General features: G+C 34.6%; 8 protein-coding genes. 2 read left to right on the forward strand and 6 right to left on the reverse strand.

The features are described from left to right. Positions 1 to 43: 43 nt before the first annotated feature. Positions 44 to 583 (forward strand): 3-hydroxyanthranilate 3,4-dioxygenase, encoded by a 540-nt coding sequence (locus ABTV69_RS05855; protein WP_433834711.1) that lies wholly within the window; start codon positions 44 to 46, stop codon positions 581 to 583. 78 nt (positions 584 to 661) lie between these two features. Here ABTV69_RS05855 and ABTV69_RS05860 read toward each other — a convergent pair whose 3' ends face one another. Continuing rightward, the gene (locus tag ABTV69_RS05860) at positions 662 to 1,618 is read right to left on the reverse strand and encodes an MBL fold metallo-hydrolase (protein ID WP_433834712.1); all 957 of its coding nucleotides are present in this window, start codon (positions 1,616 to 1,618) and stop codon (positions 662 to 664) included. A 180-nt stretch (positions 1,619 to 1,798) separates the two neighbouring features. Between ABTV69_RS05860 and amaB the strand changes: the two genes are divergently transcribed. Then, positions 1,799 to 3,352 carry an L-piperidine-6-carboxylate dehydrogenase gene (amaB, locus tag ABTV69_RS05865; protein ID WP_433834713.1) on the forward strand — a complete coding sequence of 518 codons (1,554 nt, stop codon included), beginning with the start codon at positions 1,799 to 1,801 and terminating at the stop codon, positions 3,350 to 3,352. A gap of 67 nt (positions 3,353 to 3,419) precedes the next feature. Here the strand turns inward: amaB and ABTV69_RS05870 are convergent, their stop codons facing one another. The 5 genes from ABTV69_RS05870 to nuoL form a co-directional block, all read right to left on the reverse strand. After that, entirely contained in the window at positions 3,420 to 6,266 is a 2,847-nt protein-coding gene (locus tag ABTV69_RS05870; RefSeq protein ID WP_433834714.1) for a T9SS type A sorting domain-containing protein, read from the reverse strand. Positions 6,267 to 6,745: 479 nt separating this feature from the next. Beyond that, positions 6,746 to 7,516, reverse strand: a complete 771-nt coding sequence (locus ABTV69_RS05875) for a Bax inhibitor-1/YccA family protein (RefSeq protein ID WP_433834715.1) — start codon at positions 7,514 to 7,516, stop codon at positions 6,746 to 6,748. Positions 7,517 to 7,678: 162 nt separating this feature from the next. Continuing rightward, positions 7,679 to 9,070 (reverse strand): NADH-quinone oxidoreductase subunit N, encoded by a 1,392-nt coding sequence (locus ABTV69_RS05880; RefSeq protein WP_433834716.1) that lies wholly within the window; start codon positions 9,068 to 9,070, stop codon positions 7,679 to 7,681. Positions 9,071 to 9,136: 66 nt separating this feature from the next. Then, on the reverse strand, positions 9,137 to 10,576 hold the full coding sequence (locus ABTV69_RS05885; protein WP_433834717.1) for a complex I subunit 4 family protein: 1,440 nt from the start codon (positions 10,574 to 10,576) through the stop codon (positions 9,137 to 9,139). A gap of 10 nt (positions 10,577 to 10,586) precedes the next feature. Further along, positions 10,587 to 12,470 (reverse strand): NADH-quinone oxidoreductase subunit L, encoded by a 1,884-nt coding sequence (nuoL, locus tag ABTV69_RS05890; protein WP_433834718.1) that lies wholly within the window; start codon positions 12,468 to 12,470, stop codon positions 10,587 to 10,589. Between the last annotated feature and the right edge of the window lie 3 nt (positions 12,471 to 12,473).

The following is a 12,473-nucleotide window of genomic DNA, read 5'->3' on the forward strand; positions in this document are numbered from 1 at the left end:
AAATTTCACTACCTTAGCTACTCATAAAACTAGAATTAAGAAAATGGCTATAGCAAAACCTTTTAACCTAACCCAATGGATTGACGAAAACCGTCATTTACTAAAACCGCCCGTTGGAAATAAAAATCTATACGTAGATTCTGGAGATTATATTGTAATGATTGTAGCAGGACCAAACGCTAGAAAAGATTATCATTTTAACGAAACTGAAGAGCTTTTTTATCAGTTGGAAGGAAGCATTAAGGTTGTGATTCAAGAAGATGGTCAGCGTAAAGAAATGGAATTAAATGCTGGTGATATGTATTTGCATCCTGCAAAAGTGCCCCATTCTCCTGTTCGTTCAGAAGGCTCAATTGGTTTAGTTATTGAAAGAAAACGCGCTGGACAAGGTTTTACAGATGGTTTGCTTTGGCATTGCGATAACTGCAATCATAAATTGTATGAAGTATATTTTGAACTTCATAATATAGAGAAAGATTTTCTTCCTCATTTTGAGCATTTTTACAACTCAGAAGAATTAAGGACTTGCGATAATTGCGGAACTGTCATGGAAACTGATCCGAGATTTGTAGCTAAGAAATAATTTATATTTTGTTAGAAATAGAAATAGTAAACCCGACAGGTTTTTAAAACCTGTCGGGTTTTATTTTTGTAGATAGTTTTACAACTCAAACTTCTTCCCTTGCTCTGGATAAATAATCTGTACTTCTAAATCATTTTGCTTTTTTAACTGCTCTTTGATTTTTGCAATGTTCTTTGCTGGAGGTTTCAAATGCGTAATGATAATTTTAAAGTTTTTGAGAGAACCTTTTCCTGCCAAATCTTCTAGAACATGAAGTTCTTTCATTAAATAATTAGGGGTTAGGTGTCCAAACAAAAATTTGTCTGGCTGTTCGTTCGGAAATGAAACTTCAATAAAAATTCCTTTTAATTGTCCTTCCTTCACTAATGGTGCAACTGCAGTCCATAAATCACGAAGATTATTGCTTTTTTCTACTTCGTCTGGACCTGTGTCGCCCAAATACAAAGCATAATCAGTATCGTTTTTAATTAAGAAAGCGGTACTCTCAAACGGATTCACATGGCTTAAAGGAAATGCTTTAACCGTCATTTTGGCATTGGTCAAAAGAGTTTCTTTTGCCAAATCTAAAGTTTGAAAATGATATTTTTTGATATGAAAGCCTGGACCTGCATCTCCAAAATTTGCCCAAGTCTGATCGTTGAAATAATGATTTTCCATCATTTCCATGCATTTGTTAGTTGCATACACAGTTTTTGAAGAATCAGCTGGAGAATTGATAATCAATCCTGAAACGTGGTCTAAATGTGCGTGAGAAATTAAATATCCTTTGATATATTTTCGTAAAACTTCGCTTGGCGAAACTTTAAAAGTTTTCTTTTCTATTGCTTTTTCGATTCCAGCGTTCACCGTTCCAGCATCAAGACAGATATAATCGTTTGTATTTGATGGAGCTATTAAATAAGCCGAAAGATTTTTTTCGTCGATTCCGCCCATTACACCTAAAGGAACTACTGAAAAAGAAATTTTAGCTTTTTGTGAAAATATGGAAGTTGAAACGAAAAGAAAACAAAGCAGAAGCTTACTAAAATGGGTCATATTTTTAATTTTAAGTACTGCAAATTTCATTAAATAAATTCAATAATGCCGTTTTGTTTCTGTTAATACTCTAGAATAAACTTAAATTTACGTTTATTTATGAATTAACTTCAATCGGAAATTAATTCTAAAACAATATCTTTACATAAAAATATAACAATTTTAACCAAAAAAGTTACAATGACAACAATAGCATCGCAATTTGGAATGAAGGAAGCTCTTGAAAAATTGGGCATCAAGACAATAAATGACGGAACATCAACAGGAATTAATAATTTTTCTTCGGGAGAAATTCTAGAAAGTTATTCGCCAGTTGACGGAAAATTAATTGCTTCGGTAAAAATGTCAACAGCTGCCGATTACGAAAAAGCAATTCAAACCGCTGCAGAAGCGTTTAAAGCTTTTAGATTGATTCCTGCACCGCAGCGTGGTGAAATTGTACGTCAGTTTGGAGAAAAATTGAGGCAAAATAAAGAAGCGCTTGGTAAATTGGTTTCTTACGAAATGGGGAAATCATTGCAAGAAGGTTTTGGAGAAGTGCAAGAAATGATAGACATCTGTGATTTTGCAGTTGGTTTATCTCGCCAGCTTCACGGATTAACAATGCATTCTGAAAGACCAGGTCACCGTATGTATGAGCAATATCATCCGTTGGGAATTGTCGGAATTATTTCGGCGTTTAATTTCCCGGTTGCCGTTTGGTCTTGGAACACGGCTTTAGCTTGGATTTCTGGAGATGTCTGTGTTTGGAAACCTTCTGAAAAAACACCTCTTTGTGGTATTGCTTGCCAAAATATTATTGCTCAAGTTATTAAAGAAAACAATCTTCCAGAAGGAATTTCATGCTTAATAAACGGAGATTACAAAATAGGAGAGATGTTGACTGCAGATACTCGTATTCCACTTATTTCGGCAACTGGTTCTACCAGAATGGGAAAAATTGTAGCGCAAACTGTTGCTGGAAGATTAGGGAAATCATTATTAGAACTAGGAGGAAACAATGCTATTATTGTAACTCCAGATGCTGATATAAAAATGACGGTTATCGGAGCTGTTTTTGGAGCTGTTGGAACTGCAGGACAACGTTGTACTTCAACTCGAAGATTGATTATTCACGAAAGTATTTATGATAAAGTGAAAGATGCTTTGGTTGCAGCCTACAAGCAGCTACGTATCGGAAATCCGCTTGACGAAAACAATCATGTTGGACCGCTAATTGATACCCATGCTGTTGAAATGTACGCAGCAGCTTTAAATAAAGTAGTGGCTGAAGGCGGAAAAATCCTTGTAGAAGGGGGAGTTCTTTCTGGTCAAGGTTATGAAAGTGGCTGTTATGTAAAACCTGCAATTGCTGAAGCTGAAAATTCGTTTGAAATTGTCCAGCACGAAACATTTGCTCCGGTTTTATATTTAATTAAATATTCAGGCGAAGTTGAAAATGCAATCGAAATCCAGAACGGTGTTGCTCAAGGATTGTCTTCTGCTATTATGACCAATAATTTGCGTGAAGCTGAAAGATTCTTATCTGCAACGGGTTCTGACTGTGGAATTGCAAACGTAAATATCGGAACTTCGGGAGCAGAAATCGGTGGTGCTTTTGGAGGTGAAAAGGAAACTGGAGGCGGACGCGAATCTGGTTCTGATGCTTGGAAAATTTACATGAGACGTCAAACCAATACAATCAATTATACTACAAATCTTCCGCTTGCTCAGGGGATTAAGTTTGATTTGTAATTTTACAAAATTTGATATGAAAAGGGCTTCCATGTTAGGAAGCCCTTTTAGTTTAGTTAAGTCAGTTTTACTTTTTTATAAGTGTTTGGTTTAATAATCCGTCAGCGGTATAAATTTTTGCTAGATAAGTTCCAGGAATTAAACTGCTCGTGTCAATACTTTCAGAATTTCCAGATTTAATTACTAAGTTTCCAGAAATATTGTAGATAAGTACGTTTTGTACTTTTTGTTCTGGATCTGATAAGTATAAAGTGCTTGAAACCGGATTAGGGTATAATACTATTTTTGTAGATTCTGTAGTTGTTGCCGTGTCGGATGCTGCGACCATTCTTAAAGTGCTTCCGCTATAAACAGTGCTAATATAGAATAAATTGGCAACAGAGTTTTTAGTAATAGAGTGAGAACCTGCTGCAACAGAAACGGTTACTATACCAGCAGATGCTGTATACGAAACATTGTCAACTTTTATACTTCCTGTAAAAGTAGCATCAAAAACTAAAGTTAAGGTCGATGCGCTTGTTGTTGTATAGGTTATCGATGTGCTTGATTCTATTTTTAAACGTTCAGTAAGCGTTAATCCATTATAAGTTACAGAACCTGGAGTGGAATTCATGTTTCCAGTAATGGCATAGAACGAACTTGTTTTTCCAGAAGTTGTAAAATTATGAATTTCAGATCCGCCTGTAGAACCAGTTGTAACTGTTATCGTTCCTGATGCAGTTACTGGAGTTCCTGCAGTTCCAGAAGTTGCTACAGAATAAGATACATTTGCAGTTGGAGTTCCTGTAATAGTGATCGTTTTTGCTGAAGTATTTTTTACAAAAGACAATCCTGAAGCTGGTAATCCTGTTACAGTTGCATCTGTAGCGTTTCCGCCCCAAGTAAATACAATTGAAGCAATAGCAGTTCCAGAAGAAACCGTTTGGCTGTTGTTGCCTGATGAAGTTAAAGTTTGATTTCCTGCTGCTGTAACGGTTACAGTTCCTGAACCAGTGGCTGGGGAACCACTAGTTCCAGAAGTTGCAATGGAGTACGAAACTGTTGCAGTTGGCGTACCCGAAATAGTAATCGTTTTAGCTGTAGTATTTTTTACAAAAGTCAATCCAGAAGCCGGAATTCCTGTTACAGTTGCGTCAGTTGCATCGCCACCCCAAGTAAATACGATTGATGAAATTGCAGTACCGCTTGAAACAGTTTGATTGTTGTTTGAAGAAGAAGTCAACGTTAAAGTCTGTGTTCCAGCTGGAGGATTTCCTTCGCCTTGTACAGCAACTAGAGTTCCATTATAATTTGTAAGCGCTGTTTTTAAAGCAGTAATAACTAAAGAAGAAGTATCGTCTGTAGCATTGTTGAATGTCCATTTTAAATCTCCTCCAGAAACACGTCCTGCATATTGAGTAGTTTTTGTTTTGGCAGCCGCCGGAGTATCAATTACTAAATTTTTTACATACAAATTAGCATCAGTATCGAAGTTGTTGTATGTATTTGCTCCAGATTTAGATTTTACTGAACTGCTTACCACTTCTCCTCTTGTAGTTGCAACGTATGCGTCAAAGTCTGTGGCAGAACTGATTTTACCTGAAATATTATACAACGGATTAGGATCATTATAAGCAACAAAACGCATATTATTTGTTCCGTTAGAAGCGTCAAAAGTATTATTGAAAGCTTTGATGCTTCCTCCAGCTTCGCCAGAAAATGTTCCCATTGTTCCAGCATTATTCACTTGATTAGCTTCGTCCCAAATATCAGAACCTTGTAATGAAGTCAGCATTGGGTGTTTGCTATTTCTAAAATAATTTCCTTCCATAAAAAGCGATGATCCGAGAGTAGATCCTGCTCCATATTTAGAAACTCCGTCATAATAGTTGTTGTAAATATGTGCCGAATAATAACGAACACGAGGATGACGAGAATCCGAGTGGTCAAACCAGTTGTGATGATAAGTAATGTATAATCCAGAAGTTGTTCCTTCGCTTAAGCCTAAAAGACTTGCTTTTCCGTTATCCCAAAAGTGATTATAAGATAATGTAATGTAAGTCGAAGTTTTATTGTCTAATGCTCCATCACCTTTTATTTGGTCGGCGTCACTTCCTGCATTTCCATAAAATAAATCACAGTTGTGAACCCATATGTGATCATTGTCCTGTTGCATTCCTACGTTGTCGCCTGCAGTACTGTTGCAGTTCATGAATCCAAGATTACTAACTTCTATGTTGGAAGCCGATTTCAATCTAACTCCCCATCCATTCGCAACGGCGTCATCTCCAATACCTTCAATGGTAACATAACTTGAGGCGTTGTTTGCATTTTCAATCACCACATCGCCACCTTCCATAACAGTCATGTCAGTAATATTTCCGATTAGACGAATTATAAACGGACGAGTGTCTTTTCCTTTTTTAATAGCATAAAGAATATTCTGTAAACCAATGCATGGATTAGCACTAGCTCCTGTAATATTCATCGAAATGGTGTTTTTAGTATTTTGTGTAATGTAAAGAATAACCGCATTGTCCTTTGGTGTCCCGTCTGCCTTGTATCCTCCTGGAACTCGGCCTCCATCAAAAGCAAATCCGTTTCTGTCATGTGCCACTACGGTTAAACTGCTTGTTGTAGTTCCTGTTCCTTCAGTACCGTTTATAACAGGTTTGATCTTCACAGTATAATCACCAGCTTTAAGCCCTGGGATATCGGCACGAAAGTAAGAACCATAACTTCTGATAAGCTGGTCGTCAATTTTTTTGTCTGTCAATCCGTTACCGGTGTAGTAAACGTTGTAGGTCTGGGCGCCGCTGACTGGTTGCCATTTTACAAAGGCTGATTCTAACCAGCCAGAAGCTTGATTAATTGTTTGAGCCCATAACTGGACTGTCATAAGGAAGACAGCCACGAAAAGTAGGTTTTTTTTCATAGTGTTTGTTTAAGATAGTTAATAAAATAAGTAAGTGGTTTTACTTTCGACTCCAAGTGGTTTAATTGTAATCGATTACACAAAATTATGTATTAATTTTTAATACTGTAGTTTTTTTATTAAAAAAAAGAAGATGGTGTAATTTTTTAGCTTTTTAAATGTTAAAAATGTAATTAATTGCATTGATTGTAATTTATTACACATTGCTATTTGTTTGAGGAAAGCCGTATTTTCCTAGCTTTTGATAATTTTGTAATTTAAAGAAGTAGATTATAAGAGATTCGTAATTTTTTTTAATTACATAAATTACATTGTAAATTTTTGTAAGAAATGGATTCTCTTCTAGTTTTAAATAACTGATTATTCTTAGAAATTTTAAATTTGAGATCTTATTTACTACAGAAAAAGTAATCTTGAAGCAACAAAAAAAGCCCTTTCGATTTTACTCAAAAGGGCTTCCGTTTTATTTATTAGGACTATTAGTCTTTACTAGAAAGTTTAGATAAAAGTCTTAAGAATTCGATATACAACCAAACCAATGTGATCATTAATCCCATTGCTCCATACCATTCCATAAATTTTGGCATTCTTTCTCTTGCTCCTTTTTCAATTAAATCAAAATCTAAGAAAAGGTTAAGCGCTGCAATGATGATAACAAAAACACTGATACCAATACTCATCATAGAATTTCCGTAATGAACAGGCTGCCAGCTTGTAAACAAAGATACAACCCACGAAATCAAATAATAAGTAGCAATTGCTAAGGTAGCAGCAACAACAACAGATTTGAATTGTTCTGTAACCTTTACGATTCTAAATTTGTATAAACCTAAACAAACTAAGAAAGTAACAAGAGTTGCGCCAACTGCATTGATTACAATTCCTGGAAATTTTAATTCAAATATCGCAGAAATACCTCCTATAAACAATCCTTCGAACAAAGCATATCCAGGTGCTAGGTAAGGAGACAGCTGCGGTTTAAATGAAGAAACCAATACCAAAATAAAACCAATAATTGCACCTCCAATTGTAGGAAGCATTGGGTTCATTTCATTAAAAGCCATCCACCATGTCACCATAGCAGCACCGCATAAAATAAGAAATAAAATTGCTGTTTTGTTGATAGTTCCAGACACCGTCATTTCCTGATTGTAATCAATAATTTGAGCTTGGTGTACTTCTGTTCTTGAGTCAGCATTTGATGAGAAACGCTTACTATTTAAAAACGGATTGTTTGAATTAAAGTTCATGTTCTAATACATTTAATTGAACCCAAATATATGGAGATTTTTTGAAGTGCAATCTTAGTAGAGAATTTTTTAACATGAATTTCTGTTCTTTATTTACAACATAAAAAAAATCCATTAAAATTAATTCAATGGATTTTCTAATAGTATAAGTAAGAGATTATCTTAGTTCAATAAGTCTAAAACCAATGAAGGAAATAAACCTAATACAATGTTTAAAGCAATTGATACTACAGCTGTAGCATAAATAAGGAATGGCCTTCCTGTTCTTTCTTGATTCGGTTCTTTAGAATACATTGCAATGATTAGTTTGAAATAATATCCAACACTAATAATAGAGTTGATTACAGCAACGATTACTAAACCAATATATCCTGCTTGAATAGTTTGGTTGAATAAGAATAACTTAGCAAAGAATCCAGAGAAAATAGGAATTCCGGCCATTGATAATAAAGAAGCAGTAAGAACTGCAGCCAATAGCGGATTTGTTTTTCCTAAACCGTGGAAATTTGTAATATCTTCGTTATCGTGATCTCTGCATACATATAAAATTACGCTGAAAGCAGCAATACCAGCTAATGCATAAGCAGCAGTGTAATATAATAAAACTCCAGCAGATGCAGAAACAGTCAGTAATGTCATTAACATGAAACCTGCATGAGAGATTCCAGAGAAAGCAAGCATACGTTTTACATTTACTTGTCTTAATGCCATGATATTACCAACAGACATTGAAGCAATAGAAATGATAACTACGATAACTTCAAACGTGTGTAAAAGATCTTGATTTTCAAAAGAAGAAATTACATTCATACCAGAAATCAATTTAAATAAAGTTGCTATAGCTACTACTTTTGCTAATGTACTCATTAAAGCAGTGGTTAAAGCAGGAGAACCTTCGTAAACGTCTGGAGCCCAGAAATGGAAAGGAACTGCAGCAACTTTAAATAACATTCCAATAATCATTAAAATTAATCCAATTGGAAACCAGATTGGCAATTCAGCAGAAAGTGCAATTTCGTGAATTTCACTAATGTCAAAAGTTCCCATTGCACCATAAATCAAACAAATTCCAAAAAGAATAATTCCTGATGCAAAAGATCCCATTAAGAAATATTTCATACCCGCTTCGTTACTTTTGATATTCAAACGATCACTTGCAGCAAGTACATATAACGCAATAGATAAGATTTCAATTCCTAAGAAGAACATGGCTAAGTTTCCAAAAGAAACCATAGCGACAGCTCCAGCCAATAAGAAAATTTTAATGGCTACATAATCTGAAATTTTTGACGGATGATTGTGGTAAAAATTGTGGCTTAATGCTACAAGGAATATAGTCAAAACGATAAACAATGATGAAAAAGCTGTAGAAAACTTACTCACTGCTATCATATTGCTGTAATAACTTTGTTCTGTTCCAAATTCACAGTAATTAAGCGCCAATACACCTATTAATCCTAAAATGGTAATAGGAACAATGGCCTTTCTTAAATTAAGAATTTCAAACAATAGGCAGAAAATACCCAATCCTGTTATAGCTATTAATGTATTCATTTTTATCTTTTTGATTTAGGATTTCAATTTTTAAGTGTAATCCTAATTTATTTTTTGTTTAAAATATTAGTTCTTATTGATAACTTGTAAAATAGTTTCCAAGCTTGGTGTAATCAAATCTGTGATTGGTTTTGGATAGAAACCAAAGAATAATAAAACGGCAATGATTACTGCAAAAGAAATTCCTTCGTTTAGCGTAACATCAGCAAAAGTTTTAGAATTAGTTTCACCTAACATTACGTGTTGGAACATTCTTAACATATAGTAAGCTCCTAAAATGATAGTTGTTCCTCCAAGAATTGCAAACCAGATATTGATTTGAGATAAACTGTATAATACTGTAAACTCTCCAACAAAGTTAAATGTACTTGGTAATGCAACAGAAGCTAATACTAAGATTAAAAACATTGAGGTAAATTTTGGAGCTTGAGTACGAATACCTCCTAATGCGTCAATCTCTCTAGTTTCAAATCTTCTGAAAATTACTTCGGCAGCAAAGAATAATCCCACTACAACAAAACCGTGAGCGATCATTTGTAGAACAGCACCTCTTAAACCATCAAGAGTAAGAGTGTATGATCCTGCAGCAATTAGTCCAACGTGAGCAAGAGAAGAATAAGCTAATAATTTCTTTAAATCTTTTTGTCTTAAAGCTACGATAGAACCGTAGATAACTCCAGCAATTCCTAAAGCGATAAAGATGTATAGGTATTCTTTTGCAGCGCTTGGCGCAAGTGGCAATTGCCAACGAATTACACTGTACAATCCCATTTTAAGCATGATACCAGACAAAAGCATTGTTCCAACAGTTGGTGCTTTTTGGTACACATTTGCCTGCCAAGTATGGAAAGGAATAATTGGAATTTTGATAGCATAAGCTAAGAAGAAAGCCAAGAAAATCCAGAACTGCTCGCAAGCAGATAATTCTAATTTATATAAATCTTCAATTAAGAAAGAACCTGCTTTTGTGTACAAGTAAATGAAAGCAGTTAACATGAATAACGAACCAGCCAGTGTGTAAATAAAGAATTTAACCACTGCTTTTCTTCGCTCTTCAGCATCACCATTGCCCCAAATTAAAGCAATAAAGTAGATTGGAATAAGAGCTAACTCCCAGAAAATGTAATATAAAAGACCATCAGAAGCTAAGAAAGTTCCTGTCATTGCAAAAGCCATGAACAAAATCAATGCATAAAAACCTTTTGCATTGTTATATTCATTTCCGAAAGAAGAAAATATGATAATTGGAGTTAAAGCTGCATTTAATAAAACCATTGCGATCCCAAGTCCATCAGCATTTAAAGCGAAAGAAATTTTAGGCTGCGTAATCCAGCTGTTGATTACGCTAATATTTTCACCAGCATTATAATTATTCAATAATACAATTGAACATCCTAAAGCTGCTAAACTAAATAGCAAAGCAACTTTTGAAGCTAGTTTGTCACCAGAAAAATAAGTGGCAAATGCACCAATTAAAAGTATAATTAATATAGTAGAAACGTTCATAGTTATAATATTATTGAGCTAAAAATATATAGGAAACAATTGCACAAAGTCCTAAAACAAATGCAAATAGATATAATCCTATACTTCCGGTTTGTAATTTTTTTCCCTGGAAAGCAATTTCGTTTGCTATCTTACCTAATCCAAAAACAAGCGCAGATAATCCTGTCTCGATATAGTCTCTAAAGAATTTAGATAAACTATTAATTGGCGCAACAAATACAGCATCGTAAACTTCGTCTACATAATATTTGTTGTATAATACTTTGCTTAAACCAGTAATGTTTTCGTCAGATTCTGGAACATTATCTTGTTTGAAGTATTTGATGTAAGCAATTAAAATTCCTAATAATCCACCAAGAACCGCAACACCCATTAAAGTGTATTCAGTTGTACCTAAATGGTGCTCTCCACCTTCAACTTTTGCGAAAAGAGGAGCAAGGTATTCGTTTAACCAGCTATTTCCAGGTAAACTAATTAATCCTCCGAAAGTTGCTAAAATAGCTAAGATGATAAGCGGAATCGTAATTAATGAACCACTTTCGTGTAAATGATGTTTTTGCTCTTCAGTTCCTCTAAATTCTTTGAAGAAAGTTAAGAACATTAATCTAAACATATAGAAAGCAGTCATGATTGAAGCAACCGAGCCAACAACGTATAATGGAATACTGTGGTGGAAAGCTGTCAATAAGATTTCGTCTTTAGAGAAGAATCCTGAGAAGAATGGAACTCCAGAAATGGCTAATGAAGAAATCAACATGGTCCAGAAAGTGATTGGCATTGCTTTACGCAAACCTCCCATGTTACGCATATCTTGCTCTCCGTGTAATCCGTGAATTACAGATCCAGAACCTAAGAATAAACAAGCTTTAAAGAAAGCGTGGGTGATTACGTGAAAAACAGCTACTTCATAAGCTCCAAATCCTAATGCCAAAAACATTAAACCTAATTGAGAAACTGTAGAGTAAGCCAATACTTTTTTGATATCTGTTTGAACCAATCCAATTGTAGCAGCAACTAATGAAGTGATGGCTCCAATAATCGCAATTACAGTTTGAACATCTGTTGCAAGGTTGAAAACGAAGTTTAATCTTGTTACCATAAAGATACCAGCAGTTACCATCGTAGCCGCGTGGATTAATGCAGAAACAGGAGTCGGTCCCGCCATCGCATCAGGTAACCAAGTGTATAACGGAATTTGAGCAGATTTACCACAAGCTCCAATGAATAAACATAAAGCAGCTAAAGAAAGTAATGGTAAATTTAAATTGGTAGCTCCAGCAATTGCAGTTTGTAAAGTTGCATAATCTAATGTAGAAAACATCGAACCGATGATGAACATTCCGATTAATAAACCTAAATCTCCAATTCTGTTCATGATGAAAGCTTTTTTGGCAGCATCATTGTAATCTTGGTTTTTATGCCAGAATCCAATTAATAGGTAAGAACAAAGTCCAACACCTTCCCATCCGATGAAAAGAACTAATAAGTTGCTTCCGATTACAAGCGTAATCATAAAGAATACGAATAGATTTAAATACGCAAAGAATTTGTGCATATTTTCATCATCGTGCATGTAACTGATAGAGTATAAGTGAATCAAAGATCCAATTCCAGTTACAAAAAGTAACCAGAGAACAGATAGTTGATCTAATAAAAATCCAAGATTGATTTTTAAGTTGCTAATTTGAATCCAATCAAATAAAGTAACTTGAATTCCTTTTCCAGTTGAAGTTATTTGATTAAAAAGTAAAAGAGAAACTACAAAAGAAATTGCCACGGCAACAGTCCCGATTGCACCAGAAACTGTTTTTCCTAAGCTTTTTCCAAAAAAGACATTTACTAGAAAACCTAGTAAAGGAGTTAAAACTAAAATTAAAGCTAAATTGGTATCCATTTC

It is taken from the genome of Flavobacterium anhuiense (assembly GCF_050990855.1).
GTDB lineage: Bacteria > Bacteroidota > Bacteroidia > Flavobacteriales > Flavobacteriaceae > Flavobacterium > Flavobacterium anhuiense_C.

Bases quoted from the DNA above. Each gene is read 5' to 3' on its own strand.
- ABTV69_RS05855 (WP_433834711.1), top strand. From the start codon at position 44: ATGGCTATAGCAAAACCTTTTAACCTAACCCAATGGATTGACGAAAAC.
- ABTV69_RS05860 (WP_433834712.1), bottom strand. From the start codon at position 1,618: ATGACCCATTTTAGTAAGCTTCTGCTTTGTTTTCTTTTCGTTTCAACT.
- amaB (WP_433834713.1), top strand. From the start codon at position 1,799: ATGACAACAATAGCATCGCAATTTGGAATGAAGGAAGCTCTTGAAAAA.
- ABTV69_RS05870 (WP_433834714.1), bottom strand. From the start codon at position 6,266: ATGAAAAAAAACCTACTTTTCGTGGCTGTCTTCCTTATGACAGTCCAG.
- ABTV69_RS05875 (WP_433834715.1), bottom strand. From the start codon at position 7,516: ATGAACTTTAATTCAAACAATCCGTTTTTAAATAGTAAGCGTTTCTCA.
- ABTV69_RS05880 (WP_433834716.1), bottom strand. From the start codon at position 9,070: ATGAATACATTAATAGCTATAACAGGATTGGGTATTTTCTGCCTATTG.
- ABTV69_RS05885 (WP_433834717.1), bottom strand. From the start codon at position 10,576: ATGAACGTTTCTACTATATTAATTATACTTTTAATTGGTGCATTTGCC.
- nuoL (WP_433834718.1), bottom strand. From the start codon at position 12,470: ATGGATACCAATTTAGCTTTAATTTTAGTTTTAACTCCTTTACTAGGT.